27 protein-coding genes are annotated in these 25,082 nt (G+C 70.7%); 14 read left to right on the forward strand and 13 right to left on the reverse strand.

The annotated features are described in order from the left end of the window. Positions 1-551, reverse strand: a 551-nt coding sequence (locus Q0581_RS10285; protein WP_298699975.1) for an MJ0042-type zinc finger domain-containing protein, incomplete at its 3' end; no start/stop codon positions are given. A gap of 74 nt (positions 552-625) precedes the next feature. On the opposite strand from Q0581_RS10285, the gene Q0581_RS10290 reads away from it, so the two are divergent. Genes Q0581_RS10290 through Q0581_RS10305 form a run of 4 tightly spaced genes read left to right on the forward strand, consistent with a single transcriptional unit; the run spans position 626 to position 3,602 of the window. Next, positions 626-1,330: an ATP-binding cassette domain-containing protein gene (locus tag Q0581_RS10290; RefSeq protein WP_298699976.1), complete on the forward strand. Its 705-nt coding sequence runs from the start codon at positions 626-628 to the stop codon at positions 1,328-1,330. Further along, the gene (locus Q0581_RS10295) at positions 1,327-2,232 is read left to right on the forward strand and encodes an FtsX-like permease family protein (RefSeq protein WP_298699978.1); all 906 of its coding nucleotides are present in this window, start codon (positions 1,327-1,329) and stop codon (positions 2,230-2,232) included. Before Q0581_RS10290 ends, Q0581_RS10295 begins: the two co-directional genes overlap by 4 nt. 9 nt (positions 2,233-2,241) lie before the next feature. Next, the gene (locus tag Q0581_RS10300; RefSeq protein ID WP_298699980.1) at positions 2,242-2,898 is read left to right on the forward strand and encodes a YdcF family protein; all 657 of its coding nucleotides are present in this window, start codon (positions 2,242-2,244) and stop codon (positions 2,896-2,898) included. Then, positions 2,895-3,602, forward strand: coding sequence for a lysophospholipid acyltransferase family protein (locus Q0581_RS10305; protein WP_298699981.1), 708 nt, complete (start codon positions 2,895-2,897; stop codon positions 3,600-3,602). Before Q0581_RS10300 ends, Q0581_RS10305 begins: the two co-directional genes overlap by 4 nt. Here Q0581_RS10305 and pyrF read toward each other — a convergent pair. Next, complete coding sequence (gene pyrF, locus Q0581_RS10310) at positions 3,592-4,308, reverse strand: orotidine-5'-phosphate decarboxylase (RefSeq protein WP_298700032.1); 717 nt, start codon at positions 4,306-4,308, stop codon at positions 3,592-3,594. The genes Q0581_RS10305 and pyrF overlap by 11 nt on opposite strands. A gap of 76 nt (positions 4,309-4,384) precedes the next feature. Between pyrF and Q0581_RS10315 the strand changes: the two genes are divergently transcribed. Continuing rightward, positions 4,385-5,083: a MarC family protein gene (locus Q0581_RS10315; RefSeq protein WP_298699983.1), complete on the forward strand. Its 699-nt coding sequence runs from the start codon at positions 4,385-4,387 to the stop codon at positions 5,081-5,083. 23 nt (positions 5,084-5,106) lie between these two features. Here Q0581_RS10315 and Q0581_RS10320 read toward each other — a convergent pair whose 3' ends face one another. Both Q0581_RS10320 and Q0581_RS10325 read right to left on the reverse strand, forming a co-directional pair. After that, positions 5,107-5,898: an SDR family oxidoreductase gene (locus tag Q0581_RS10320; protein ID WP_298699985.1), complete on the reverse strand. Its 792-nt coding sequence runs from the start codon at positions 5,896-5,898 to the stop codon at positions 5,107-5,109. Then, entirely contained in the window at positions 5,895-6,347 is a 453-nt protein-coding gene (locus Q0581_RS10325) for an Rrf2 family transcriptional regulator (protein WP_298699987.1), read from the reverse strand. The genes Q0581_RS10320 and Q0581_RS10325 overlap by 4 nt, the downstream gene beginning before the upstream one ends. A 155-nt stretch (positions 6,348-6,502) precedes the next feature. Here Q0581_RS10325 and Q0581_RS10330 point away from each other — a divergent pair, with 155 nt between their 5' ends. Further along, entirely contained in the window at positions 6,503-8,443 is a 1,941-nt protein-coding gene (locus tag Q0581_RS10330; RefSeq protein WP_298699988.1) for a potassium transporter Kup, read from the forward strand. Beyond that, on the forward strand, positions 8,440-9,834 hold the full coding sequence (locus tag Q0581_RS10335; protein WP_298699990.1) for an RsmB/NOP family class I SAM-dependent RNA methyltransferase: 1,395 nt from the start codon (positions 8,440-8,442) through the stop codon (positions 9,832-9,834). The genes Q0581_RS10330 and Q0581_RS10335 overlap by 4 nt, the downstream gene beginning before the upstream one ends. On the opposite strand, the gene rhuM is transcribed toward Q0581_RS10335, so the two are convergent. Beyond that, positions 9,831-10,904, reverse strand: a complete 1,074-nt coding sequence (rhuM, locus tag Q0581_RS10340; RefSeq protein WP_298699991.1) for a RhuM family protein — start codon at positions 10,902-10,904, stop codon at positions 9,831-9,833. The two genes, Q0581_RS10335 and rhuM, sit on opposite strands and share 4 nt — an antisense overlap. Positions 10,905-10,982: 78 nt before the next feature. On the opposite strand from rhuM, the gene rpe reads away from it, so the two are divergent. Further along, positions 10,983-11,645: a ribulose-phosphate 3-epimerase gene (gene rpe, locus Q0581_RS10345; RefSeq protein ID WP_298699993.1), complete on the forward strand. Its 663-nt coding sequence runs from the start codon at positions 10,983-10,985 to the stop codon at positions 11,643-11,645. After that, a complete protein-coding gene (locus tag Q0581_RS10350) occupies positions 11,642-13,468 on the forward strand; it encodes a heparinase II/III family protein (RefSeq protein WP_298699996.1) in 1,827 nt (608 codons plus the stop codon). The genes rpe and Q0581_RS10350 overlap by 4 nt, the downstream gene beginning before the upstream one ends. 11 nt (positions 13,469-13,479) lie before the next feature. Here the strand turns inward: Q0581_RS10350 and Q0581_RS10355 are convergent, their stop codons facing one another. Beyond that, positions 13,480-14,124 carry an IPTL-CTERM sorting domain-containing protein gene (locus tag Q0581_RS10355; RefSeq protein WP_298699998.1) on the reverse strand — a complete coding sequence of 215 codons (645 nt, stop codon included), beginning with the start codon at positions 14,122-14,124 and terminating at the stop codon, positions 13,480-13,482. 149 nt (positions 14,125-14,273) lie between these two features. On the opposite strand from Q0581_RS10355, the gene purH reads away from it, so the two are divergent. Next, complete coding sequence (gene purH, locus Q0581_RS10360; protein WP_298699999.1) at positions 14,274-15,875, forward strand: bifunctional phosphoribosylaminoimidazolecarboxamide formyltransferase/IMP cyclohydrolase; 1,602 nt, start codon at positions 14,274-14,276, stop codon at positions 15,873-15,875. Between the two features lie 9 nt (positions 15,876-15,884). On the opposite strand, the gene Q0581_RS10365 is transcribed toward purH, so the two are convergent. Together Q0581_RS10365 and timA are read right to left on the reverse strand one after the other, a co-directional pair. Next, positions 15,885-17,039 carry an MltA domain-containing protein gene (locus Q0581_RS10365; RefSeq protein ID WP_298700001.1) on the reverse strand — a complete coding sequence of 385 codons (1,155 nt, stop codon included), beginning with the start codon at positions 17,037-17,039 and terminating at the stop codon, positions 15,885-15,887. Beyond that, positions 17,036-17,656, reverse strand: a complete 621-nt coding sequence (timA, locus tag Q0581_RS10370) for a TIM44-related membrane protein TimA (protein ID WP_298700003.1) — start codon at positions 17,654-17,656, stop codon at positions 17,036-17,038. Before timA ends, Q0581_RS10365 begins: the two co-directional genes overlap by 4 nt. A gap of 161 nt (positions 17,657-17,817) precedes the next feature. Here timA and secB point away from each other — a divergent pair, with 161 nt between their 5' ends. Then, positions 17,818-18,345, forward strand: coding sequence for a protein-export chaperone SecB (gene secB, locus Q0581_RS10375; protein WP_298700005.1), 528 nt, complete (start codon positions 17,818-17,820; stop codon positions 18,343-18,345). On the opposite strand, the gene dnaQ is transcribed toward secB, so the two are convergent. Genes dnaQ through Q0581_RS10400 form a run of 5 tightly spaced genes read right to left on the reverse strand, consistent with a single transcriptional unit; the run spans position 18,336 to position 21,986 of the window. Beyond that, positions 18,336-19,052, reverse strand: coding sequence for a DNA polymerase III subunit epsilon (gene dnaQ / locus Q0581_RS10380; protein WP_298700006.1), 717 nt, complete (start codon positions 19,050-19,052; stop codon positions 18,336-18,338). The genes secB and dnaQ overlap by 10 nt on opposite strands. Positions 19,053-19,058: 6 nt before the next feature. After that, positions 19,059-19,700: a dephospho-CoA kinase gene (gene coaE, locus Q0581_RS10385; RefSeq protein ID WP_298700008.1), complete on the reverse strand. Its 642-nt coding sequence runs from the start codon at positions 19,698-19,700 to the stop codon at positions 19,059-19,061. Further along, positions 19,697-20,506, reverse strand: coding sequence for a shikimate dehydrogenase (locus Q0581_RS10390; RefSeq protein WP_298700010.1), 810 nt, complete (start codon positions 20,504-20,506; stop codon positions 19,697-19,699). The genes coaE and Q0581_RS10390 overlap by 4 nt, the downstream gene beginning before the upstream one ends. Next, positions 20,503-21,099, reverse strand: coding sequence for a Maf family protein (locus tag Q0581_RS10395; protein ID WP_298700011.1), 597 nt, complete (start codon positions 21,097-21,099; stop codon positions 20,503-20,505). Before Q0581_RS10395 ends, Q0581_RS10390 begins: the two co-directional genes overlap by 4 nt. Further along, on the reverse strand, positions 21,096-21,986 hold the full coding sequence (locus Q0581_RS10400) for a pyruvate, water dikinase regulatory protein (RefSeq protein ID WP_298700012.1): 891 nt from the start codon (positions 21,984-21,986) through the stop codon (positions 21,096-21,098). Before Q0581_RS10400 ends, Q0581_RS10395 begins: the two co-directional genes overlap by 4 nt. Before the next feature lie 446 nt (positions 21,987-22,432). Here Q0581_RS10400 and hemE point away from each other — a divergent pair, with 446 nt between their 5' ends. From hemE to Q0581_RS10415, 3 genes are read left to right on the forward strand one after another with little or no spacing between them, the layout of a single operon-like run. Continuing rightward, complete coding sequence (gene hemE, locus Q0581_RS10405) at positions 22,433-23,467, forward strand: uroporphyrinogen decarboxylase (RefSeq protein ID WP_298700015.1); 1,035 nt, start codon at positions 22,433-22,435, stop codon at positions 23,465-23,467. Beyond that, positions 23,464-24,516, forward strand: coding sequence for a ferrochelatase (hemH, locus tag Q0581_RS10410; RefSeq protein ID WP_298700017.1), 1,053 nt, complete (start codon positions 23,464-23,466; stop codon positions 24,514-24,516). The genes hemE and hemH overlap by 4 nt, the downstream gene beginning before the upstream one ends. Further along, positions 24,516-24,980 (forward strand): CopD family protein, encoded by a 465-nt coding sequence (locus Q0581_RS10415; RefSeq protein ID WP_298700018.1) that lies wholly within the window; start codon positions 24,516-24,518, stop codon positions 24,978-24,980. Before hemH ends, Q0581_RS10415 begins: the two co-directional genes overlap by 1 nt. The last annotated feature ends 102 nt before the right edge of the window (positions 24,981-25,082 follow it).

Here is a 25,082-nt window from a genome sequence, read left to right on the forward strand (position 1 = left end):
ATCTCGCGGTCGCGGACATTGCGCGGGGCGCCAGACACCATGACCACGCCCGGATCGTGGGTCAGGGCGCGGGCGCCCACGGCCTCGAAATCCAGGCCGGTGGGGTTCACACGGGCGCCCACGAAGGCGTAGGCGCTGGCCGCGCGCGGATACATTTCGACCACATCGACGCGGAAGATCCAGCCGGCGGCCAGAAGGCCCACGAAGACGCTGGCCAGACCGGCCCAGGTCACCCCATGGGCAGCGGCGCGGCGCAGGCGGCGCTGATGTTCGGCCCGGGCGCGGAAGGCGCGCGGCAGTTCCGGCGCCGGGGTTTCGGCCAGGTTTTCGTTCGGGGCTTCGGGGTCCGCATCCCCCTCGAACTCGGGTTTCGGATCGGGCCGGGGCGTGAAGCCGGGCGCGGGCGCGGCGGCCGTCAGCTCCAGCGGGTCTTCAGACAAGGCCTTCCAGGTTTCGCCGCAGGACTGGCAGCGGACCTTGCGCCCCATCGGGCCGATCACGTCGTCGGGGGCGAAATAGCTGGTGGCGCAGGCGGGGCAGGTCAGTATCATGGCGGCTGACTGCGAGGCGTAACGCCCCCTCCCGTGCGGCGCGCGGCGGCCCCGCTGAACCTAGCTGAAACCCGATGACGCCCGAAACCCGCCGCGCCGCGACCGCCGCTTCGACCCCGACCGCCCGACTGGACGGCGTGGGTTTCGGCTATGCGGAAGCGCCCCAGGTGCTTCGGGACGTTAACCTGATTTTGCCGCGCGGCTCTTTCCACTTCCTTACCGGGCCGTCGGGGGCGGGAAAATCGACCCTGCTGAAGCTGCTGACCCTGGCCGAACGGCCGACCGAGGGGCGAATCACCCTGTTCGGACAGGATGCGACCCAGGCGCCGCGCGCCGCCCTGCCCGGATTTCGCCGCCGTATCGGGGCGGTGTTCCAGGATTTCCGCCTGCTGGATCACCTCAGCGTCTTCGACAACGCCGCCCTGCCGCTGCGGCTGGCGGGGGATCGGGCGGCCGACTACGCCGGGGATGTGCGCGAAATGCTGGCCTGGGTCGGACTGGGCGACCGGCTGGAGGCGCAGCCCCCGGCCCTGTCCGGCGGCGAGAAGCAGCGGCTGGCCATCGCCCGGGCGGTGCTGGCCCGGCCCGAACTGATCGTGGCGGACGAGCCGACCGGCAGCGTCGACGCCGCCATGGCCCAGCGCCTGCTGCGCCTGTTCCAGACCCTGAACCGCCAGGGGACCACCCTGTTGATCGCCAGCCACGACCAGGATCTGGCCGGGCGTTCGGGGGCGACGGTGCTGCGCCTGAGCGGCGGGCGACTGGAGGCGGCGGCATGAGACGGGGGGCCGATCTGGGGCGGACCGGTCTGGGGCGGGCCGATCTTCTGCCGCGCGATGCGGCGGGCGAGCCATGGCTGGCGGCGGTCATCGCCGTGCTGTGCCTGCTGGCGGGCTTGGCGGGCGCGGGCGGACTGGCGGCGGACCGGGCGGCGCACGGCTGGGCCGGGCGGCTGCGGGCCGAAGCGACCGTCCAGGTGCGGCCCCGCGCCAATGAGACCGAGGCGACCGCCGCGGCCCGCGCCGCCGAGGTTCTGTCGGGCGTGGACGGGGTGGCCGAGGCCGAGGCCCTGGACCGGCGCGCGTCCGAGGCCCTGCTGCGGCCCTGGCTGGGCGAAGCCATCCTGCCGGACCTGGCCCTTCCCATGCTGGTGACGGTGCGGCTGGACCCCGAGGCGCCGGCCGGGATCGCGACCTTGAGCCGCGCCCTGGCCCAGGCGGGGCTGGACGCCACGGTGGACGACCATTCCCAGTGGCGCGGCGAGGTCCAGCGGGCGGCGGCTCTGATCACCGCTCTGGCGGCGGCGGCCTTCCTGCTGACGGCCGGAGCGGCGGGCGCGGCGGTGGTCTATGCGACGCGCGCGGGACTGGCGGCCAATCGGACGGTGGTGGAGACCCTGCGGCTGAACGGCGCGACCGACGGGGCGATCGCGGCCCTGTTCATGCGCCGCTATGGCCTGCTGGCGGCGGGCGCGGGCGCAGGCGGGGTCGGAACGGCGGCGCTCCTGCTGGCGGGGATGCGGCTGCTGGGCGGGGCCGAGGGGCTGACCCCCGCCCTGCCGGTGGCGTGGAGCGACCTGATGCTGCTCTCGCCGATCCCGCTGATCGCCGCTACGGTGGCGCTTGTCGCGGCGCGAATCGCCGTGCTGAGCGATCTTGGCCCCCGCCACGCCCGGCGGTAGGAAGGACCGATGAAATTCCTGGCCCTGATCGGCATCGTCGCCCTGGTCTGGCTGGTGGGGCTGTTCGCCTTCGCCGAGCGGGTGCGCGGCCTGACGCCTGCCGAGGAGCCGGCGCGCGCCGACGCCATCGTGGCCCTGACCGGACCGTCGGCCGAGCGGGTCAATGTCGCCATGCGGCTGCTGGAACAGGGCAAGGGCAAGCGGCTGCTGATCTCGGGCGTCAACCGCGAGGTGCGCCGCCAGGAACTCAGCGCCCTGACGCCGGGGTCCAAACGGCTGTTCAACTGCTGCGTCGATCTGGGGTTCGAGGCCGAGACCACCACCGGCAACGCCCAGGAGATCGCCGCCTGGGCGCGGGCGCGCGGCTATGACCATCTGATCGTGGTGACGTCCGACTATCACATGCCGCGCAGCCTGGTGGAGATCCGCTCGGCCGCGCGCGGGGTGCAGCTGACGCCCTATGCGGTGTCCACCCCGTCGCTGGACGACAGCGGCTGGTGGCGGGCCGCCGTCACCGCGCGGCGCATGACATTGGAATACATGAAGTATCTGGCCGTTCTGGTGCGCGAGGGCGTGCGGCGGCTGACCGGCGGCTCGGTCGATCCCCAGCCCGCGTTCGAGGCGGCGGCCAAAAAGGCGGGCGTCAAGGCGGGCGCGCGGCCGTGATCGTTCTGCGTTCGCTGGCCTTCACCCTGTGGCTGTATCTGTCGATGGTGATCTATGCGGTCGGCCTGTCGCCGGCGCTGCTGATGCCCCACCGCTACGCCATGGGGGTGATCAAGCTGTGGTCGCGGTTCGTGCTGTTCGGCCTGCGCTGGATCGCCGGGGTGCGGGTCGAGGTGCGCGGGCTGGAGCATCGGCCGACCGGCTCGGCCCTGATCGCGGGCAAGCACCAGGGCATGCTGGACGTGGTGGCGCCCTTCGCCATGCTGGACGACCCCTGTTTCGTGCTGAAGAAGGAGCTGATGCCCCTGCCCTTCTTCGGCTGGTTCGCCTGGAAGACACGGATGATCGCCGTGGACCGTTCGGCCCATTCCAAGGCGCTGAAAGGCATGGTGCGCCAGGCGCGCGATCGCCACGCAGAGGGCCGGCAGATCCTGATCTTTCCCGAAGGCACCCGCCAGGCGCCGGGCGCGGCCCCCGACTACAAGCCCGGCATCGCCGCTCTTTATCGCGACCTGGACAGCCCCTGCTGGCCGCTGGCGACCAATTCGGGCGTGCACTGGCCCGCGCACGGCTTCATCCGGCGGCCGGGGCTGGTGGTGTTCGAATTCCTGCCGCCCATTCCGGCCGGGCTGAAGCGGGCCGAGTTCATGGCCGAGCTGGAGACGCGGCTGGAGGCCGCCTCGACCGCCCTGCTCAAGCCCTGAGGCGGACTTCGCTCATTTCCGCCGCGATGCGGGCGGCGGCCATCATCGGGCTGGCGTCGGCGATCACCGGCCGGGCCACGACCAGATGGCTGGCCCCCGCCGTCAGGGCGGCCGCGGGCGTCGCCACCCGCTGCTGATCGCCCAGGTCCGCGCCGGCCGGCCGCACGCCGGGGGTGACGATCAGGAAGTCGGGCCGTCCCGCCGCATCGGCCGCCGCGCGCGCCGCCGCCGCCTCCAGCGGGCTGGACACCACGCCGTCGACGCCGCAGTCCAGCGCCTGATGCACCCGCCGCGCCACCAGTTCGGCCGCCGTGGCGCCATAGCCGATGGCCTTCAGATCGTCGTCCGACAGGCTGGTCAGGACGGTGACGGCCAGAACCTTCGTCCCCGACCCGGCCGCACCCCTGGCCGCCGCCGTCATGACCTGAGGCTCGGCATGGACGGTCAGCAGGTCGCAGCCGCCGTCGGCCACGGCGCGGGCGGCCCCTTCGACCTGGGCGCCGATGTCATGCAGCTTCCAGTCCTGAAACACCTGTTTGCCCCGCGCCCGCAGGTCGTGGGCGAAGGCGACGCCGCCGGGCCGGGCCAGCAGGGTCAGCCCCACCTTGTAGAAGGTGACCACATCGCCGATGCGATCCACCATGTCGCGCGCGACCTCGACCGAGGGCAGGTCCAGCCCGACGATCAGGCGCGGGTCATTCAGCAGCGGCGAGGTCATCGACGGGCTCCCGCCGAACGGCTAAGCAGTTCGACGCAATTCGGTTTGAGGGCGAGGGCAGGTCATGGACGCGGTCGATCTGGGGGTCAACCTGTTCGTGGCGCTGTTCGCCCTGGTCGATCCGATCGGCAACATCCCCATCTTCGCCGCCGCCACCGCCGGGGCCAGCACCCGGCAACGGCTGTCGGTCGCCGCCCTGATCTGCGTCTTCGTGGCGGCGTTTCTGGCCTTCTTCTTCTTCACGGGCCTGAGCCTGCTGCAATTCTTCGGGATTTCGCTGGCGGCCTTCCGCATCGCAGGCGGCATTCTGCTGCTGCTGCTGGGCCTGGACATGACGCGGGAGGACTTCTTGAAGTCCTTCACCGATTCCGACGCCGCCCATGACGCCATGGACGTGCGCGGTTACGCCCGGCGGCGGTTCCAGCGGCTGGTGGTGCCCTTCGCCATTCCGCTGATGATCGGGCCGGGCGCCATCTCGACCATCATCATCCAGGCGGGCGAGGCCGAAAAGGTCGGGCCGGCGGGCACGGCAGCGGGGGTGATCGCCATCGCGGCGGCGGCGGCGGTGTCCTTCCTGTGTTTCGCCTTGACCGGGCCGATCAGCCGCATCCTGGGCGATGTGGGCATGTCGATCATCGTGCGGGTGCTGGGCCTGATCCTGTGCGCCCTGGCCATCCAGTTCATCCTGATCGGCCTGTCCGAAGCCCTGCCCGGCATGATCAGCTCGGGCGTCACCACCCCCTATCCGCAGGGCGGGCACTAGCCACCCGCGCCAGGCTGGACGCCTTAGACCCGGCCCAGCCGTTTGGCGTGGCCGCCGACCATCTTCAGCGCCATCCCGTCAGGCAGGTGTTTGACCAGGCCGCCCAGGATGTTGTTCATGACCCCCGGCGTCACCGCCGCGCGGTTCGCCTCGACCGCCGCCCAGCCGATCCGGGCCACATCGGGCGACCGCATCCACATCCAGCCGGGATAGGCGGCCGACACCTGGTCGCGGGTGCCGTTGGCGTCGTGAAACTCGGTCAGGGTGTAGCCGGGGTTCAGCACGGTGACATGCACGCCGGTCCCGGCCATTTCCAGATGCAGGCCTTGCGACCATTTGATCAGGAAGCTCTTGATCGGCCCGTACAGGGTGTCGCCGCCGGTCGCCGGCATGCGCCCGGCCAGGGAGGCGACGTTCAGGATGCGGCCGTATCCCCGCTCGACCATGCCTGGCGCGAAGATCCGCGCCAGTTCGACCGGCGCCGACAGCATGACCCGCACCATGGCGGCGTGATCGGCCGGGTCGGTATTCAGAAAGCCCGCGGTGCGGGAAAAACCCGCATTGTTGACCAGGCCGTCCACCGTCAGACCGCGATCCGCCACCGCCTGGGCCAGACGCCGGGGCGCGGCGGGATCGGCCAGATCCTCCACCAGCACGGTCACCTGCGCGGCGGCGGCGATTTCAGCCGCCAGGGCCTGCATCGGGGCCTCGCGCCGCGCGGTCAGGATCAGGTTGTGACCGCGCCGGGCGCATTCGCGCGCCAGATCGGCGCCGATGCCGGCCGAGGCGCCGGTGATCAGAACGGTGCGCTTCAAGCCGGAACCTTGATCCCGGCCAGACTGGCCGGATCGGCCGCCAGCAGATCGGCGATGGTGATGCGGTTCAGGGCGTCGGCCGCCGCCGCATCGGCCGCGGTCAGGGCCTTGGCCACCTGGCGCGGGATATGCTCGCCCACCGGACAGCCCTTGGCCCCCGCAGGCGGCGACCCCAGGTGGGCGCAACCGTTGACGGCGCGCAGCACCTCGTCCAGCCGAATGTCCTCGGGTTTGCGCAACAGCCATGAGCCGCCAGACGCGCCGGACCGCGTGGCGATCAGCCCCGCCTTGGCCAGCATGGCGGTGACGCGCCGGATCACCACCGGATTGGTCGGCACCGAGGCGGCCAGCACCGCGCTGGGCGCCGCCTGGGCGGGACCATAGGCGCCCTTGTGGGCCAGATAGGCCAGGGCGTGGGCGGCGACGGGAAAGCGTTGGCTGTCGGACATGGCGTTTCTGGCTTCAATTTAGGCGTTCGGCGCCGGATTCACAAACGCCGGAACCCCAGCGCCCCGCCGCGCGATTGAACGGGGCGCAGAAAGGGTCTAAAGGCCCGCCGCTCTTGATGGGCCCGCCCCTCCCCGGCGACGCCTGGAGAAACCGCATGGCCGGGCCCGACGCCCGCGACGAGGCCGCCCCGCCCGCCGCCCCCACCGAACCGACGCCGCAGGCCGGCGGTCACGGCCATGGCGGCTTCTGGCTGTTGACCATGGGCGCCATCGGCGTGGTCTTCGGCGACATCGGCACCAGCCCGCTCTACGCCCTGCGCGAGGCCCTGGCCCATTCGCGCGGCGGCGGGGCCGACGATCTGGCGGTGCTGGGGGTGCTGTCGCTGGTGTTCTGGGCGCTGTTCCTGGTGGTGACGGTCAAATACGTCGTCTTCCTGATGCGGGCCGACAACAAGGGCGAGGGGGGCACCCTGGCGCTGATGGCCCTGGCCCAGCACGCTCTGGGCCGGCGGTCGGCCTTGGTCTTCCTGCTGGGGGTGTGCGGGGCGGCGCTGTTCTATGGCGACGGGGTTCTGACGCCGGCGGTGTCGGTGCTGTCGGCGGTCGAGGGGCTGGGCGACGCGCCGGGCCTGAACGGCGGGCTGGACCCGTTCATCCTGCCGATCGCGGCGGGCATATTGATCGCCCTGTTTTTGGTCCAGTCGCGCGGCACGGCCAGCATGGCGCGCTTCTTCGGGCCGATCACGGCGGTGTGGTTCCTGGTCATGGCCGGCCTGGGGGTGCTGCACATCTTCGACGATCCGTCGGTGCTGCGGGCCCTGTCGCCCCACTATGGGCTGATGTTCCTGTTCGACAGCGGCCCCATGGGCTTCATCGTGCTGGGCAGCGTCTTCCTGGCCGTCACGGGGGCCGAGGCGCTGTACACCGACATGGGCCATTTCGGTAAGGCGCCGATCCGGTTCGGATGGGTCGCCTTCATCCTGCCGTGCCTGATGCTGAACTATCTGGGCCAGGGCGCCCTGGTGCTGAGCGATCCTTCGGCGCGGGTGAACCCCTTCTGGGAGATGATCCCCCAGGCGATCTACTGGCCGGTGCTGATGCTGGCCACCTGCGCCACGGTGATCGCCAGCCAGGCGGTCATCACCGGCGCCTTCTCCCTGACCCAGCAAGCGGTGCAGCTGGGTCTTCTGCCGCGCCTGACCATCCGCCAGACCAGCGAGAGCCAGGCGGGCCAGATCTATGTGCCCACGGTCAACGGCCTGATGCTGGTCGGGGTGCTGCTGCTGCTGGCCATGTTCCCGTCGTCGTCCCAGCTGGCGGGCGCCTATGGGGTGTCGGTGACCGGGGCCATGCTGGTGGACAGTCTTCTGGCCTGGTTCATCGTGCGGCGGCTGTGGAAGTGGAGCCTGCCGCTTTCGATCGTGGCCATCACCCCCTTCCTGATCATCGATGCGGCCTTCTTCGGCTCCAACCTGCTTAAGATCCCGCAGGGGGCCTGGGCGCCGCTGGTGCTGGGCGGGGGGCTGGTGCTGGTCATGTGGACCTGGGTGCGCGGGTCGCAGATCCTGGCGGCCAAGACGCGCAAGGACAGCCTGCCGATGGGCGATCTGATCGAGATGCTACGCGCCCGGCCGCCGCATCGCGCGCCCGGCACGGCGGTGTTCCTGACGTCCGACCCCGAGGTCGCGCCCGTCGCCCTGATGCACAACCTCAAGCACAACAAGGTGCTGCACGAGAAGAACATCATCCTGACCGTCCGCACCGCCGATCGGCCGCGCGTGCCGGAGGCCAAGCGCGTGGCCTTCGAACCGGTCAGCGACGACTTCAAGCGCATCGTCGTCACCTATGGCTTCATGGAGACGCCCAACATCCCGCGCGCCCTGGGCCTGTGCCGCAAACAGGGGCTGAAGTTCGACATCATGTCGACCAGCTTCTTCCTGGGCCGCCGCTCGCTGGTGCCGTCGGCGCGTCAGGGCATGCCCCTGTGGCAGGATCGGCTGTATATCTTCCTGATGAGAAACGCCGCCAACCCGACCGACTTCTTCCACATCCCGCCCGGCCGCGTGGTCGAAATGGGCACGCAGGTGTCGGTTTGAGCCGTCCGCCGCGCCCCGGAACCAACTCCGACGCCCGTGGCCGCCGCATGGCCGACAAGGCGCGCGGGCCGCGTCCCCCGCGCCGCGAGCCGACGCCGCGTGTCGATGAAGGCCCCGAGGTCGGGGTCGAGGCCCGCATCGCCGCGGGCGTGCTGCTGAACGCGGCTCTGGAGAAGCGCAACGGCGTGGACGAGGCCCTGGCCTTCCGCGAGGTGGCGTCCCTGCCGCCGGCCGACCGCGCCTTCGCCCGCGCCGTGGCCATGGCCGCCCTGCGCCGCCTGGGCGAGATCGACCAGATCCTGGACCGCCGGCTGAAGGCGCGACCCAACGATCAGGTGGTGACCATATTGCGCATCGCCCTGGCCCAGATTCTGGTGCTGGAGACGCCCGCCTTCGCCGCTGTCTCCACCGCCGTGAAGCTGGCCGAACGCGACGCCAAGACCCGGCCGTACAAGGGTCTGGTCAATGCGGTGCTGCGCACCATCGGCCGCGAGGGGCCGGGCCTGACCACGGCCGAGGCCAATCTGCCCGACTGGATCGCGGCCCGCTGGCGCGCGACCTATGGCGAGCCGGTCATGATCGGCCTGGCCCTGGCCGGGCGCGACGAACCGCCGACCGATCTGAGCCTGAAGCCCGGTGCAGACGCCGCCGCCCTGGCCCAGGCGCTGGACGGCTTCGTTCTGCCCGGCGGTACGGTGCGCACCGGGCGGCGCGGCGACATCGCCCAATGGCCTGGCTTCGACACCGGCGACTGGTGGGTTCAGGACGCGGCCGCCGCCGTTCCCGCCCGGCTGCTGGACGTGCGCGCCGGCGAGACCGTGCTGGACCTGTGCGCCGCGCCGGGGGGCAAGACGCTGCAGTTGGCGGCGACAGGGGCCGCCGTCACGGCCCTGGACCGGTCAGAGGCGCGGCTGAAACGCCTGTCGGCCAATCTGGCTCGCACGGGGCTGGACGCCCAGGTCATCGCCGTTCCGGCCGAGGACTGGGACGACGCCCGCACCTTCGACGCCGTTCTGCTGGACGCGCCCTGCACCGCCACCGGCACCTATCGCCGCAATCCCGAGGCGCTGCGCGCCACCCGCCCGACCGAGGTGGCCAAGCTGGCCGATGTTCAGCACCGCCTGCTGGATGCGGCGGCCGAACGGGTCAAGCCCGGCGGCCGGCTGGTCTATTGCACCTGTTCGCTGGAGCGCGAGGAGGGCGAGACCCAGGTGCTGGCCTTCCTGCGCCGCAACCCGGCCTTCCGCACCGTTCCAGCCGACCCCGCCGCCATCGGCGCCCCGCCCGAGGCCCTGACCCCCGAAGGCTGGCTGCGCCTCCTGCCCAGCCAATGGCCCGAACACGGCGGCCTGGATGGCTTCTTCGCCGCGCGGCTGGAGCGCGTCGGTTAAGGTTTCGGCTTGCGGCGACTGGGCTTGGGCAGGGCCTCGGACTGTTTCCGAAGGTCTGCATACTCCTGATCCACACGAGCCTTTTCGGCGGCTTTTCGTCGTTGGTCGAAAAGCTTGTAGTGGCGACGCGCCTCGTGATCCGCGCGATCCTTGCTCACTTCGCCGCCGTGGGTCAGGGGGATGCGATTCAACTGGCGCAACTGTCGGTCCAGCAGAATCTCCGCCTCAGCCATCGTGGTCAGCCGCCCGATCTCCAGCTGATCCTCGAAAATCGACAACAGAATGTCGGTCAGGCGGTTAAGCTCCTTGATCTCCGGCGGCCTCAAATAATTTTTGGCGATCGTCACATCCGCAGACTTCACCGCGTCACCCGACCAGACCTGTAGGCCCATGTTGTCCTGTCCGGCGTCGGCGCGTGAAATGATGACCTGGGCCGGCGTGAGGTTCGTCACCGCGTAGCAGAGCTTGGCCTGGGTGTTCCGGTAGAACTCGCGCCACCGTTCAGATTTGGGATCATAGTCCTGGCAGAAGGCGCATATCTGACGGATTTCAGCATAGACGTTCGCTTCCGAACTGCGGATGTCGCGGATGATCTCGCGCAGTTCGGCGATGCGATCCTGTTCGCCGCCCGACTTGAGCCGCTCGGTATCGACGACAAAGCCCTTGGTGGCGAACCGGACCAGCACCGCCGTCGCCCATCGCCGAAACAGGGTCGCCTGTGCGGAACTCACCCGGTAACCGACCGAGATCACCATATCGAGGCTGTAGGCGGTGACGCTGCGTCCGGCCGGCCCCTTAATTTGCAAAAAATGCAAATCGGGGATGCCCTCGAGCTCACCTTCCTGAAGGATCGCTGCGATGTGGCGCGACACGACCGAGACGTCCCGGCCGAACATCTGCGCGATCTGGGCCTGGGTCATCCATAACGCCTCGCCGTCGAATTTCAGCTCGGCGCGGACCCCTGCCGCCGTGCTGTAGATCAGGAAGCGATCTCCGGTGTCGCCATCTTCATAGACGCGCACCGGTTCGACGCCGGACAGGTCGGTGATGGAATCATCGTCGTCATTCATGGAACAAGTGTAGAACACGGATGGGCTGCTGCTCCAAGTCGCCTTGCCCCCCGGCGCGACCCGCCTTATCCCCGGATCATGGCCACGCCCCTGATCTGTCCGTCGATCCTCGCCAGCGACTTCGCCCGTCTGGGCGAGGAGGTGCGGGCGCTTGAGGCGGCGGGCGCCGACTGGGTGCATGTGGATGTGATGGACGGGCATTTCGTGCCCAACATCACCCTGGGCCCCGACATCGTGAAGGCCATCCGGCCGCATACGTCCCTGCCGTTCGACGTGCATCTGATGGTCGCGCCGGTCGATCCGTGGCTGAAGGCCTATCGCGACGCCGGGGCCGACATCCTGACCGTCCATCCCGAGAGCGGGCCGCACCTGCACCGCACCCTGGGCGCCATCCGCGAGCTGGGGGCCAAGGCGGGGGTGGTGTTCAACCCCGGCACGCCGCTGTCGAGCCTGGAAGATGTGGTCGATCTGGTCGATCTGGTGCTGATCATGTCGGTCAATCCGGGCTTCGGCGGCCAGAAATTCATTCCCTCGGCCCTGGACAAGATCGCCCGCGCCCGCGCCATCCTGGACCGTGCCGGGTCGTCGGCGCATCTGCAGGTCGATGGCGGGGTCACCGTCGACAACGCCGCCGCCTGCGTCGCAGCCGGGGCCGACGCCCTGGTGGCCGGCACCGCCGTGTTCCGGGGCGGGCCTGACGCCTATGGCGCCAATATCGCGGGGCTGAAGCGCCCGGCATGAGTCCCATGGGTCCGTTCGCGCGCGAGACGCCCTCGGTCGGGCCGGGCCAGATTCCGGGCCTGCACGGGGCGCCGGTGCGCACCCCGGTGCGGACAGGCGGGGCGACGACGGGGCCGGGCCTGTGGCCCGCCCTGGCCGGACGGATGCTGACGCGCCAGCTGTGGATCGAGCTTTATGGCCTACCCGGCTACGCCCTGACGCTGAAGGGGCGCCGCGCCACCGGTTTTTCCGCCACCCCGCGCGACTTCCGACCCGTCGATCCGGCGGCGGGCAAGGCGATCCTGTCGGGCCGGTTCACCCTGGCGGGCCTGAGCCAGGACATCGAGGCCGGGGCTTACCCCTGGAACCGGCCCAGCCCCAGCCGCGCCTTCGCCGTCGAACTGCACGCCTTCGCCTGGCTGCCCAGCCTGATGCTGCAGGGCGAACGGGGCGCGCGTCAGGCGCTGGATTTGACCCTGGCCTGGGGCCAGACCTTCGCCCGCTGGTCCCCCTTCGCCTGGGGGCCGGAAATCCTGGCGCGGCGGGTGTTCAATCTGTCGGCCGCCGCCCGCCGCATGGGGCAGGTGGCGGATGAGGCCGAGCGTCAGCGTTTAGCCGACATCCTGGGCCGTCAGGCGCGCCAGCTGCTGCGTCCGCCGGGCGGAACGGCGGGCCGGGCCGAGCGGTTGACCGCCGCCGCCGTGGCCGGATGCGTGCTGGGCGGGTCGCCCGGCGTCCGTCTGCGCAAGACCGCTCTGGCGCGTCTGGGCGGCGCCCTGCGCCAGACGGTGGCCGCCGACGGCGCCCACGCCTCTCACGCGCCGGAAGCGGGCCTGGAGCTGCTTCTGGACCTGCTGACGCTGGACGACGCCCTGGGCCAGCTGTCGGAGCCGACGCCCGCGCCGGTGACCGAGGCCGTAAACCGCCTGACCGCCGCCCTGGACATCCTGGCCCTGCCGGACGGCCGGCTGGCGACCTTCCACGGCGGTGGGCCGTCCAGCGCGGCGCGCGTGGCCGCCGCCCGCAGCCAGGAAGACGTCGGCGACGGCGCCTTCGAACCGGGCGTGACGGCGGGCCTGGATCGGATCGGCGGCTTCGTGCGTCTGCGCAGCCCGCTGTTGACGGTGATGGCCGATACGGCCGCGCCGCCGCGCGGGGCCTGGGCCGGCGCGGCCTGCGCCCAGCCGCTGGCGCTGGAGATCGTCTGTGGACGCGATCGGCTGATCACCGGCTGCGGCTGGACCCCGCGCGCGGCCGAGCGTCAGGGTCTGCGGCTGACGCCCGGTCATTCGACCCTGACCCTGGGCGAACATTCGACGGCCGAACCTCTGGGCGGCTGGAAGGCCGAACTGCTGGGGCCCCGCCTGGTCGGCCGCGCCCTGCATGTGGAAGCCGAGGCGCGCGAGGGCGACGGCGCCCTGTGGCTGGAGATGGAGCATGACGGCTGGGCCGCGGCCCACGGCCTGTTGCACCAGCGGCGGCTGTATCTGGATCAGCGGCTGGACGAACTGCGCGCCGAAGAGCGGCTGCATCCCGCGCCGGGCCAGGACAAGGTGGTGCGCGCCATCGCCGCCCCCTATGCGATCCGGTTCCAGCTGGAGCCGGGGGTGTCGGCGTCCCTGGCGCGAGACCGGCGGTCGATCCTGCTGCGCGGCGCCTCGGGCCGGGGCTGGTGGTTCCGCACCGACGGGCCGGACGTGGCCATCGAGCCCAGCGTCCATATCGACGAGGGCCTGACACGCCGGTCGCTGCAGATCGTGGTGCGCGGCTCGGCCCGCACCGACGCCGAGAGCAAGATCCGCTGGAAACTGAGCCCCGCCGGCGCGCCGGGCGATCCGGCCTAGACCCGTTCGCTCTAGGCGGCCGCTCGGGACCGGCGCTGAAGCCGCCACGCCGCGCCGCCCGCCAGAGCCAGAGCGAACAGGATCATGGCCCATTCGCTCAGAGTGGGAATAGGCGACGGCCCGGGCGGCGCATCGAAGACGGCGCTGAAATGCAGTTCGCCCCCCAGCGACCGGCCCCAATCGGCCGTCGCCGCCCGGCGATAGGCATAATAGCCGTTCGGGTCATTATCGGCGATGCCGGCGTCCAGAAGACCGAACTCGCCAGGGTTCACCTGAGCGACCGCCAGCCAGTAATTCTTGGTCGGGTCCAGAAACACATTCGGCGTGAAAAACGTCTCGGTGAAGGTCGGGCTGGTGATTTCGGTTACCGGCCCGGTCCAGACCGGCGCACCCGTCGGGGCCAGATTGTCCCACTCATAAATGACTGGCCGAACGAACAGGGTCGCCGATCCGCGCTGTATCCAAACCGAATACTGCGACAGATTGCCGAGATAGGGCGGACGCACGACCTCGCCCGGCATGGGGAAGGAATCGTTGAAGCTGGCCGCATCCCCTGTCGCATTGCTGCTGATGGTCACTTGAGCGGCCGCAGGCTGGGCCAGGCCCAGAACGATCGCGAGCGCCAGGCCCGCCATAACCGAAAGCTGTCTGAACATTCCAACGCTCCCCAAACACGATTTTGTCGCAGACGGCCGACGCATCGGCAAGCTGAGCCATTGCCGATGCGTCGGCCGGGGTGACCTGAAACGCCGGGGATGCTAGACGCGCCGCGCGCCTCCCCAATTTCAGCTCACGGACATCTCCCATGCCCGCCGCTCCCGATTTTCCGCCCGCGCCCGACCGCGTGGCGCCGCGCCGCGCCCTGATCTCCCTGTCCGACAAGGCGGGGCTGGAGGATGTCGTTCGCGCCCTGGATGCGGCGGGGGTCGAACTGGTGTCGACCGGCGGCACGCGGGCGGCCATCGCGGCCCTGGGCCTGCCGGTCAGGGACGTCGCCGATCTGACCGGCTTCCCGGAGATGATGGACGGCCGGGTCAAGACCCTGCATCCGGTGGTGCATGGCGGCCTCTTGGGCGTGCGCGACGCCCCCGCCCACGCCCAGGCCATGACCGACCATGGCGTCGGCCCGATCGATATCGTCTGGATCGACCTTTATCCGTTTGAATCAACCGTTGCCTCGGGCGGCGGTTTCGAGGCGGCGGTCGAGAATATCGACATCGGCGGCCCGGCCATGATCCGCTCGGGCGCCAAGAACCATGGCTATGTCGCCGTCTGCGTTGATCGCGCCAGCGCCGAAGCGGTGGCCCAGGCCGCATCGCAGGGCGGGACGACGCTGGACCAGCGCAAGCGTCTGGCCGCCGCGGCCTTCGCCCGCACCGCCGCCTATGACGCCGCCGTGTCCGGCTGGTTCGCCGGTCAGGTCGAGGACGCCGCCCCGGCGCGCAAATCCATCGCCGGCGCCCTGGCCCAGACCCTGCGCTATGGCGAGAACCCGCATCAGGCCGGGGCCTTCTACCGCACCAGTGAAACCCGCCCCGGCGTCGCCAACGCCCGCCAGCTTCAGGGCAAGGAACTGGGTTACAACAACATCGCCGACGCCGACGCCGCCTATGAGCTGGTGGCCGAGTTCGAGGCGCCGGCCTGTGTGATCGTGAAACACGCCAACCCCTGCGGCGTGGCGGTCGGGAATGATCTGTCCGAGGCCTACGCCCGCGCTCTGGAATGCGATCCCGTCTCGGCCTTCGGCGGGGTGGTGGCGGTCAACCGGCCCCTGACCGAAGCCGATGCACGATTGATCACCGATATCTTCACCGAAGTGGTCATCGCGCCGGGCGCCGACGAGGCGGCCCAGGCCGTGTTCGCGGCCAAGAAGAACCTGCGCCTGCTGCTGACCGATGGCCTGCCCGATCCGCTGGCGGCGGGTCAGGTGTTCCGCTCGGTCGCCGGGGGCTTCCTGGTCCAGTCGCGCGATACGGCGCGGATCACGGCGGCGGACCTGAAGATCGTCACCCGACGCCAGCCGACCCCGACCGAGATCCAGGACATGCTGTTCGCCTTCGTGGTGGCCAAGCACGTCAAGTCCAACGCCATCGTTTACGCCAAGGACGGCCAGACGGCCGGCATCGGCGCCGGCCAGATGAACCGCAAGGATTCCGCCCGCATCGCCGCCATCCGCGCCAGGGAGGCCGGCGAAGCCAAGGGTCTGGCCCATTCGCTGGCCCAAGGCTCGGCCTGCGCGTCCGAGGCCTTCTTCCCGTTCGCGGACGGTCTCTTGGAAGCCGCCGCCGCCGGGGCCACGGCGGTGATTCAGCCGGGCGGGTCGATGCGCGACGCCGAGGTGATCGCGGCGGCCGACGAGGCGGGCCTGACCATGGCCTTCACCGGCGTGCGGGTGTTCCGGCACTAAAATCTCAGGTCAGGGCTTGGGGACCAGCCGCCACATCCGCAGGGGGTGGCGCACGGCCCCCGCCTCCAGCCCCGCCGCCTCGCCTCGGCCCAGATACAGGTCCGCCCGCACCGGCCCACGGATGGCCGAGCCGGTGTCCAGCGCCATGACCAGGCCGCGATAGCTGGCGCGCGCGCCGATCAGATTGCCGCCGTCCGCCTCGATCCACACGGCGTCGCCATAGCGCCACGAGGCCGGGTCGACGGCGATGGCCCGGCGTTCGGGCAGGGGAACCGCCGCCGCCCCGTTCGGCTGGCCGCCGTCGTCTGGGTCCATGCGGAAGAAGATGTAGCGCGGGTTCAGCGCCATGACGGCCCGCGCCTCGGCCCCCCGGCGCGCGGCCAGCCAGGCGCGGATGGCCTCTCCACTGGTCCCGTTGGGGGGCAGCAGGCCCCGGTCGGCCATGGGCCGGGCGATGCCGGTGAAGGGCAGGCCGTTGTCGGCGGCGTATGCGGCGCGGGCGCGGCCCCCGTCCTCGAACGTCAGATAGCCGGACCCCTGAATCTGCATGAAGAACAGGTCTTCGGCCCGCATCCAGGCGATAGCCTGTTCGGGACGGGCGGCGCCCTCGATGGCCGCGCGGTCGTCATAGGGCGCGATCGATCCGTCGGCCCGGCGGCGCATGAAACGGCCGTCCACCCGCTCCAGATCGGCGGGCCGGGCCAGGACCGGGGCGTCGAACTCGGGCGACCAGGCGCGACGGGCGGGATATTCCGGCGCGAAATAGGCGGTCAGCAGGCCGGGGCGGCCATCGGCCGTCTCGGCCGGGGCGGCGTCGAAATTCTGTTCGAAAAAGGCCCGCGCCTCGGTCGGGGTCGGCAGGCGCGCGCCCCGTGTGATCATGGCCCGCGCCTGGTCGCACAGGCTTTGCGCCTCGCGCCCGACACGGCAGCCGTCCGCATAGGCATACAGGGCCGCCAGGTGGTTCTCCTGATCCCAGCCGGGCAGGGCGGCCATCGGAACCGTGCGCGCGACCGGCCGCACCGGCGGCGCCGGCTCGGGGCGCGGCGCGGGCGATGGCGCGGGTGAGGGTGAGGGCGAAGGACTGGGTCTGGGCGTCGAGGCGCAACCGGCCGCCAGCGCCGTCAGGGCCAGGGCGACGAACCGGCCGCCCAGGCGGCTCACGCCGACGCCGGCTCGACGCGGGCCAGGACCCAGTTGGGATCGGCGGCGCCCAGGGCGCGCTCGAAGGTCCAGTTTTCGGCCGTGCGGCGTTCGTCCACGGTTTCGGCCTCGCCCTTGGTCAGGCGGCTGCGCAGCTCGGCCAGGAACCGCACCCTGGCCACCGCCCGCTCGCCCTCGGCGGTGGCGACCTCCAGATCGGCGCGGGGCGGATGGACGAATTCGACCTGTTCGGTCTCGCCGCGGGTCTCACGCGCCGCCATCCCGGCCTCGAACGAGGTCATGACCGCCGGGGTCAGCAGCGGGCGCAGGGCCTCGCGGTCGCCGGCGGCGTAACCGCGCACGATGGTCTCATAGGCCTGGCGCGCGCCGTCCAGGAAGCGGGCGGGATCGAACGACGGATCGCGCGCCTTCAGTCCAGCCACCGCCGCCAGAGCCGCCGCATCCAGGGCCGGGGCGCGCGGGGCGCCGTCTGCGGGCGCGCCGGGGCCCGCCGCAACGGGGGTCTTGGCGTCCTCCTGCGGCTGGCGACCGACCTTCTTGCCCAGCACATTGTACAGCTGGAACAGCACGAAAGCCGCGATCACGGCGAAGACGACGATGGAGAAATGCGTGGGCAAGGGGCGTCCAGGGGCTGCGAGAGGGCCGAGCGTCGCCTTCAGGATTAGGCGCCCGTCTCGCCCGACGCAAGGCGCGGCGTTGCGGCGTGACGCCGCCCCGTGCTAGTCGCCACGCCTCGTTTCACCGCGCCCTCCGGCCGAACACAGCCCAAAGTTCCGACATGACCGACGCCACGCCGCCCGCCAATCCGCCCGCCGACACCCCGCCCGCCGGCGCGCCCGAACAGGGCCAGCCGGCCGGTCCGGGCTTCCGTATCCTGGCCCAATACGTCCGGGACCTGTCGTTCGAGAACCCGCGCGCGCCCGAAAGCCTGCGTCTGGAAGGCAAGCCCCAGATCGACATGGGTGTCGAAATGGGCGCGCAAGGGCGGCCCGACGGCCTGTTCGAAGTCGACCTGAAGATGTCGGTCAAATCGACCAGCGAAGACGGCAAGCCGGTCTTCCAGGTCGAGCTGGTCTATGGCGGCCTGTTCGCCCTGTCGGGCGTGTCCGAACAGGACATCGAGCCGATGCTGCTGATCGAATGCCCGCGCTATCTGTTCCCCTACGCCCGCGAAGTGATCTCGCGCGCCACGGGCGACGGCGGCTTCTATCCGCCCTTCCTGATCGACCCGATCGACTTCGCCGCCATCTATATGTCGCGCCAGGAGCAGATCGCCCGCAGCCCGGCCGAGCCCGGTCAGGCCTGATCGATCACCACGCCGTGGGCGGCCCATAGGGAGCCGTCCTTCAGCGTCCGTTTCAGAAAGTCCGCATGGGCGGCCCGCTCGATCTCGGTCGAGGCGGGCGCCAGCGGGCGCGGGCGGGGCGGATAGCCGCCCGCCGCCTGGGCCGACGCTTGAGCGCGCGCCGCCGGGCCGGCGGTCAGGTCCAGCGCCCGCTCCTTGCCGCCCTTCAGCTCCAGATAGACTTCGGCCAGCAGACGCGCGTCGATCAGGGCGCCGTGCAGGGTCCGCTCGACCAGCGAGATCTTGAACCGCTTGCACAGGGCGTCCAGCGAATTGGCCATGCCCGGAAACCGCTTCTGGGCCAGTTGCAGCGTGTCGATCCAGCGGTCGCGCTCGGGCGCCGGACGACCGGCTTGGGCGCACTCGAAATCGATGAAATTCCGGTCGAACGACGCGTTGTGGGCGATGATCGGCGCATCGCCGATGAATTCCAGCAGGTCATCGACCACCGCCGCGAATTTCGGCGCATCGCGCACCTTGTCGTCGGTGATGCCGTGCACGGCGATGGCGCCGGGGGGGATCAGCCGCTCGGGATTGACCAGGGTATGATAGGTGCGCCCGGTCGGCAGCAGATCCTCGATCTCGATACAGCCGACCTCGATCAGCCGGTCGCCCGTCTTGGGGTCGAAGCCGGTGGTTTCCGTATCCAGAACGATCTCGCGGGCCATGACCCCTTATTGGGCCGGTTCGGCGCCGGGGTGAAGCCTGCGGCGCGGCGGCGTCCACAGGGGATCGGTCACGGTGGCCACGATATCCGCCACCGCCGCGCGCGCCGCCTCCAGTCCGTGGCCGGTGTCGATGATGAAGTCGGCGCGGCGGCGCTTTTCGGCGTCGGGCGTCTGGCGCGTCAGGATGGCGTCCAGCCGTTCACGCGTCATGCCTGGCCGGGCCAGGACCCGCGCCCTCTGCACCTCGGGATCGGCCGTCACCACCACGACCGCGTCCACCAGGGCCTCCAGGCCGTTTTCGAACAGCAGGGGAATGTCCAGCACCGCCAGGCGCACGCCCACCGCCTCGGCCTCGGCCAGATCGTCCAGCCGATGCTCGGCCACCAAAGGATGCACCGCCGCCTCCAGCCGCGCGAAGGCGGCGGCGTCCGACCCCAGGGCGCGGGCCAGTTTCGTGCGGTCCACAGCCCCATCGACGACCACCCCGGGAAACAGGGCGCCGACCGGTTCGACCGCCTTGCCACCCTTGGCGTAAAGCGCATGCACGGCCGCATCGGCGTCCCAGGCGAAGGCGCCGGCGTCGCGGAACAGGGCCGTGGTCGTGGACTTGCCCATGCCGATGGAGCCGGTCAGGCCCAGAACGATCATGGCGCCTCTCCCAGGATGGACAGCGCCCGCGCCCGCACGTCCACGGCGGGCGGCGGTTCGACCCCGAACAGGGCGCGGAACGACGGTCGCGCCTGGCCGATCAGCATGGCCAGGCCGTCCACCGTCGGCAGGCCCCGCGCCTGCGCCGCCGCCAACAGGGGCGTGACCAGCGGCCGATAGGTCATGTCCATGACCACCGTCCCGGTCTCCAGCGGGCCCACATCCAGATCGGGCGGGGCGCTGAGGGCGTTGACGACCAGAACCGCATCGCCGAACGCCTCGGGGCTGCGGCTGACGATCACCGCCGGGCCAATGTCGGCGGCCAGGCGTTCGGCGCGCTGGGCCGTGCGGTTGACGATGCGCACCGCCGCCCCGGCCTGGGCCAGGGCATGGGCCGCCGCTCGCGCCGCGCCCCCGGCCCCCAGGATCACCACCGCCTGACCTAGGACGCTGAGGCCCGGCGCCTGTTCGGCCAGAGCCAGCATCAGCCCTTCGCCGTCCGTGCTGTCGGCCTGGATGCGGCCGTCGCGGAACAGCAGCAGATTGGCCGCCCCGACGGCCCTGGCCGTCTCGGTCGCCTGATCGGCGGCGGCCAGGGCGGCTTCCTTATAAGGCGCGGTCACATTCAGTCCGGCCAGGGCGCCGGACCGGCCCTGTCGCAGCAGGTCCACGAACGCGTCTTCATCGACGGGTTCATGGGCGCCGTAGTGGGCGTCCAGACCGGCGGCCTCGATCCAGGCGCCGTGGATCGCCGGGCTGAGGGAATGGCCGATCGGACGGCCCGCGACGCCGGCCCGGATCGTCATGCCGCGATCACCCCGTGACGACGCAGCTGGTCCAGCACTGTCCACAGCGGCAGGCCCAGGACGGTGAAATAGTCGCCGTCGATCCGGTCGAACAGCTGCGACCCCAGACCTTCCAGCCTGTACGAACCGACACAGGCCAGCAGCGCGGTCCCTTCAGCCGCCAGATAGGCGTCCAGGAAGCCGTCGCTGAAATCGCGCACCTGCATGGTCGCCGTATCGACGCCGGACCACAGCACCCGGCCGTCCCGCGCCAGGGCGGCGCCCGAGTGCAGCTGATGCGGCCGCCCCCGCATGGCGGACAGACGCGCGCGCGCGGCGCCCAGATCCGGCGCTTTTGAGATCAGGGCGCCGTCGAAGGCCAGGGTCTGGTCCCCGCCCAGCACCCAGGCGCCGGGTGTCCGCTCGGACACCGCCAGGGCCTTGGCGGCCGCCAGTTCCTGCGCCAGTTCTGCCGCGCGGGCGGCGTCGAACCGGGCCTTGACCGCGCCCTCGTCCACATCGGCGACCTGCACCTGAAACGCCACGCCGGCGTTTTCCAGCATGGCGCGGCGGGCGGCGCTGGCCGAGGCCAGAATCAGCGGGGCGTGGGTCACCAGTGGCTGGCCAGTCTGCGGCTGCGGCGCTCGCTCAACAGGTTGATGATGGCCGCGGCCGTCTCCTCGACCGAGCGGCGGGTCACGTCGATGACCGGCCAGCCGCGCCGCTCGAAGGCCCGGCGCGCCTTGACCGTCTCGTCGCGCACGGCGTCATGGTCGACATAGCTGGAGGCGCGGCTGGCGTTCAGCCCGTCCAGGCGGTTGCGGCGGATCTGGACCAGACGGTCCGGCGACACGGTCAGGCCGACCACCAGCGGGTTTTTCAGCGCCGTCAGACGTTCGCCGTCCTCCTGGCCCGGCACCAGGGGGACATTGGCCGCCCGGATGCCCCGGTGGGCCAGATAGATGCAGGTCGGGGTCTTGGAGGTGCGGCTGACCCCGCACAGCACCACATCGGCGGCCTCCAGATCCTGGGTCGCGCCCTGGCCGTCGTCGTGGGCCATGGCGAAGTCCAGGGCCGCGATCCGCTCGAAATAGTCGTGGTCCAGGGCATGCTGGGCGCCGACGCGCGTGGACAGGGCCGCGCCCAGATAGCGCGACAGGGCGCCGACCAGCGGGTCCAGCGCCCCGATCTGGGGCATGTCCAGACGCCGGCAGCCTTCCTCCAGCTGTTCGCGCAGATCGCGGTCGACAATGGTGTGCAGGACCACGCCGGGGGCGGCGGCCACCTCTTCCAGCACCCGCTCCATCTGCTTGTCCGACCGGACCAGGGCGTAGATGTGCTCGATGGGGATGACGCCGTCGAACCGGGCCGTCACCGCCTTGGCCATGGCGTTCAGGGTCTCGCCGGTGGAATCCGACACCAGATGGACGTGGAAATAGGTCGCCAGCCGCGCGGGTCCGGGACGGGCGGGGCCGGGACGATTGGGGTTGGCGGGCGTCATGCGGGGATGGGCCGATCCTGTGGATGGTCTGTGAGAAGCGGATCGCTTCCCTGGGCGCCGATCAGCATAGCGACAGGCAGGGCGGCTCGCGAGTGTGGATCGGGCGGGAAGATCGGCCCGGTTCGACCCCCGTTCATCCCCCGGCCCAAAAGCCGGCCAATCTCGGCTGGGGAGAAGGTTAACGAAACCCTAACGGCGCCCAGGCGGCGAGGAGGCTGGGACGGCGGCGGATTAAGACTTTCTTAACGCTTATCCCCGGTTTCGACAGGCGTCATGATGACCGTTCCATGACAGGGCGCATCCTGTGCAGAACGCCGTCGGGCCTCTGGATCAGGCCCCAGTTCTCCCCGCCGTCCCGCGCCCTACCGACTACTTCCATCTCTCTTTTCTTCTTTGATCTGAAATAGGGATTGAGCCATGCGGCCGGGGACCGTATCAGCCGGGCGATGAGCACGCCTGACCTGATCCGCGTTCTGAACGGCGAGACGATGGCCCGGCCGCCGGTGTGGTTCATGCGTCAGGCCGGGCGTTACCTGCCCGAATACCGCGCCCTGCGCGCCCAGGCGCCGGACTTCATCGCCTTCTGCCTGAACCCCGAGATGGCGGCCGAGGCGACCCTGCAGCCCATGCGGCGGTTCCCCTTCGATGCGGCCATCGTCTTCGCCGACATCCTGTTGATCCCCGGCGCCCTGGGTCAGAAGGTCTGGTTCGAGGCGGGGGAGGGGCCGCGTCTGGGCGCCCTGCCGGAGATCGCCGCCATGCGCGACCGGGCGCCAGCCGCCGGCCAGGCGCTGAAGGCCGTGGGCGAGACCCTGTCGATCGTCCGGGCGGCGCTGGAGCCGGAACGGGCGCTGATCGGCTTTGCAGGCGCGCCCTGGACGGTGGCCACCTATATGCTGGACGGCGAGGCTCGCACGATCGGCAAGGGCGAGCGGGCGCAGGCGCGCACCTATGCCTATGCCGAACCCGACAAGGTCGCGGCCCTGCTGGAGGTGCTGGTCGAGGCGACGGCCCATTATCTGAAGATGCAGCAGGACGCCGGCGCCCAGGTGCTGAAGATCTTCGAGAGCTGGGCCGAGGGCCTGCCGGACGATCTGTTCCACAGTCTGGTCCTGGCCCCGCATCAGGCCCTGGTGCGCCGCGCGCGAGAACTGGGCGTCACCGTGCCCATCATCGGCTTCCCGCGCGGCTCGGCCGCCCTGGCCGAACACTATGCGGCCCAGGCGGGGGTGCAGGGCGTGGCGCTGGACACCGCCTGTCCGCTGGAGGTTGGCCGCCGGGTCCAGGCGATCCGGCCGATCCAGGGGGCGCTGGATCCTCTACTGCTGCGCGCGGGCGGACCGATGCTGGACCGGCGCATCGATCAGCTGATGGCGGCCTGGAACGACGGGCCGTGGATCTTCAACCTGGGTCACGGCATCCTGCCGGACGTGCCCATCGCCCATGTCGAACAGGCGCTGAAGCGGATCGGGGCGGGATGACCGGGGCGGTCGGGCAGAGGATCGCCGTCGTCCTGTTCAACCTGGGCGGGCCGGACGGACCCCAGGCGGTCAAACCCTTTCTGGCCAATCTGTTCAGCGACCCGGCCATCATCGGCCTGCCGGCCCTGGTGCGGCGGCCCCTGGCGCGGCTGATCGCGGCACGACGGGAAAAGGGCGCCCAGGCCAACTATGCGCTGATGGGCGGCGGCTCGCCCCTGTTGCCCGAAACCCGCGCCCAGGCGGCGGCCCTGTCGGCGGTGCTGAAACAGGCTCGGCCGGACGACCGGATCGGCGTCTTCATCGCCATGCGCTACTGGAACCCTCTGACCGAACAGGCGGCGGCCGAGGTTCAGGCCTTTGCGCCGGATCGGGTCGTCCTGCTGCCGCTTTATCCCCAGTTCTCGACCACCACGACCCAGTCGTCGCTGAAACGCTGGCGCGAGGTCTATCGCGGGCCGGGCCGGGAACATGCGGTCTGCTGTTATCCGCGCGCCGAAGGCTGGATCGCCGCCCAGGCGGAGGGGGTGAAGGCGGCCCTGGCCCAGGCGGGCGAGGCGCCCGTGCGGGTGCTGTTCTCGGCTCACGGCGTGCCCGAACGGGTCATCACCGGCCGGGGCGATCCCTATCAGGAACAGGTCGAGGCCACGGCCACAGCCATCGCCGTGGCGGCGGGTCTGGTGGACTGGCAGGTCTGTTACCAGAGCCGGGTCGGGCCGTTGAAATGGCTGGGGCCGTCGACGCCCGAGGCGATCGAACAGGCGGCGGCCGACGGCGTCGGCGTGGTGGTGGCCCCCATCGCCTTCGTGTCCGAACATATCGAGACCCTGGTCGAGCTGGATATCGAATATGCGGAACTGGCGCACCGGCTGGGCGTGGCGCCCTATCTGCGGGTTCCGGCCGTGGGGGTGACGCCGGTTTTCATCGAGACCCTGAAACAGGCGGTGATCCAGGCGCTGGACCGCGACGGGGTTTCGCCCCACGGTCCCGGCTGCGAAGGACGATGGGCGGCCTGCCCGGTCCGGGGCAGCTGTCGCAAGGAGGCGGCGTGATGGACTATGATCTGGTGCGCGGCCTGCACATTCTGGCGGTGATCGCCTGGATGGCCGGCATGCTGTTCCTGCCGCGCCTCTATGCCTATGACGCCGAACAGGCCGACAAGCCCGAGCCGCTGCGGTCCGAGATGCGCGCCCTGTTGCGCCTGTGGCAGGTGCGGCTGCTGCGGATCATCGTCAATCCGGCCATGATCGCCGCCTTTGTGTTTGGCGGCTGGCTTCTGTGGATCCGCAGCGGTTATGGCGCGGACTGGAGCGTGGCCCATCAGCCGTGGATGATCGTCAAGCTGGCGGGGGTGTTCGCCCTGTCGGCCTGGCACGGTTTCCTGGCGGGCCAGAGGAAGAAGATTCTGGCCGGGACGTCGAAATGTTCGGGCCGCTTCTGGCGCATGACCAATGAAATCCCCTTCCTGATCGCCATCGTCATGGTGATCGCCGTCACGACGGAATGGGCCTTTTAAGGCGCTATCGGTCGACGCGCGGCGTCTCCCGGCTTGAGCGCCTGATGGGGCGCAGACGACCTCATGCTTGACCCGAACGGGCGGGCGTGGTTTGCCTGCGCT

Origin of the sequence: uncultured Brevundimonas sp. (assembly GCF_937863155.1) — a bacterium.
In the GTDB taxonomy this organism is placed as follows: Bacteria; Pseudomonadota; Alphaproteobacteria; order Caulobacterales; family Caulobacteraceae; genus Brevundimonas.

Excerpts from the sequence above, each read along its gene's own strand:
- Q0581_RS10295 (WP_298699978.1), top strand. The coding sequence starts at position 1,327 with ATGAGACGGGGGGCCGATCTGGGGCGGACCGGTCTGGGGCGGGCCGAT.
- Q0581_RS10350 (WP_298699996.1), top strand. The coding sequence starts at position 11,642 with ATGAGTCCCATGGGTCCGTTCGCGCGCGAGACGCCCTCGGTCGGGCCG.
- Q0581_RS10415 (WP_298700018.1), top strand. The coding sequence starts at position 24,516 with ATGGACTATGATCTGGTGCGCGGCCTGCACATTCTGGCGGTGATCGCC.
- hemH (WP_298700017.1), top strand. The coding sequence starts at position 23,464 with ATGACCGGGGCGGTCGGGCAGAGGATCGCCGTCGTCCTGTTCAACCTG.
- Q0581_RS10325 (WP_298699987.1), bottom strand. The coding sequence starts at position 6,347 with ATGTCCGACAGCCAACGCTTTCCCGTCGCCGCCCACGCCCTGGCCTAT.
- Q0581_RS10300 (WP_298699980.1), top strand. The coding sequence starts at position 2,242 with ATGAAATTCCTGGCCCTGATCGGCATCGTCGCCCTGGTCTGGCTGGTG.
- Q0581_RS10390 (WP_298700010.1), bottom strand. The coding sequence starts at position 20,506 with ATGACGATCCGGGCCGGCGTCGCGGGCCGTCCGATCGGCCATTCCCTC.
- coaE (WP_298700008.1), bottom strand. The coding sequence starts at position 19,700 with ATGATCGTTCTGGGCCTGACCGGCTCCATCGGCATGGGCAAGTCCACG.
- Q0581_RS10315 (WP_298699983.1), top strand. The coding sequence starts at position 4,385 with ATGGACGCGGTCGATCTGGGGGTCAACCTGTTCGTGGCGCTGTTCGCC.
- rpe (WP_298699993.1), top strand. The coding sequence starts at position 10,983 with ATGGCCACGCCCCTGATCTGTCCGTCGATCCTCGCCAGCGACTTCGCC.
- dnaQ (WP_298700006.1), bottom strand. The coding sequence starts at position 19,052 with ATGGCCCGCGAGATCGTTCTGGATACGGAAACCACCGGCTTCGACCCC.
- Q0581_RS10290 (WP_298699976.1), top strand. The coding sequence starts at position 626 with ATGACGCCCGAAACCCGCCGCGCCGCGACCGCCGCTTCGACCCCGACC.
- purH (WP_298699999.1), top strand. The coding sequence starts at position 14,274 with ATGCCCGCCGCTCCCGATTTTCCGCCCGCGCCCGACCGCGTGGCGCCG.
- Q0581_RS10355 (WP_298699998.1), bottom strand. The coding sequence starts at position 14,124 with ATGTTCAGACAGCTTTCGGTTATGGCGGGCCTGGCGCTCGCGATCGTT.
- secB (WP_298700005.1), top strand. The coding sequence starts at position 17,818 with ATGACCGACGCCACGCCGCCCGCCAATCCGCCCGCCGACACCCCGCCC.
- rhuM (WP_298699991.1), bottom strand. The coding sequence starts at position 10,904 with ATGAATGACGACGATGATTCCATCACCGACCTGTCCGGCGTCGAACCG.
- Q0581_RS10330 (WP_298699988.1), top strand. The coding sequence starts at position 6,503 with ATGGCCGGGCCCGACGCCCGCGACGAGGCCGCCCCGCCCGCCGCCCCC.
- Q0581_RS10400 (WP_298700012.1), bottom strand. The coding sequence starts at position 21,986 with ATGACGCCCGCCAACCCCAATCGTCCCGGCCCCGCCCGTCCCGGACCC.
- hemE (WP_298700015.1), top strand. The coding sequence starts at position 22,433 with ATGAGCACGCCTGACCTGATCCGCGTTCTGAACGGCGAGACGATGGCC.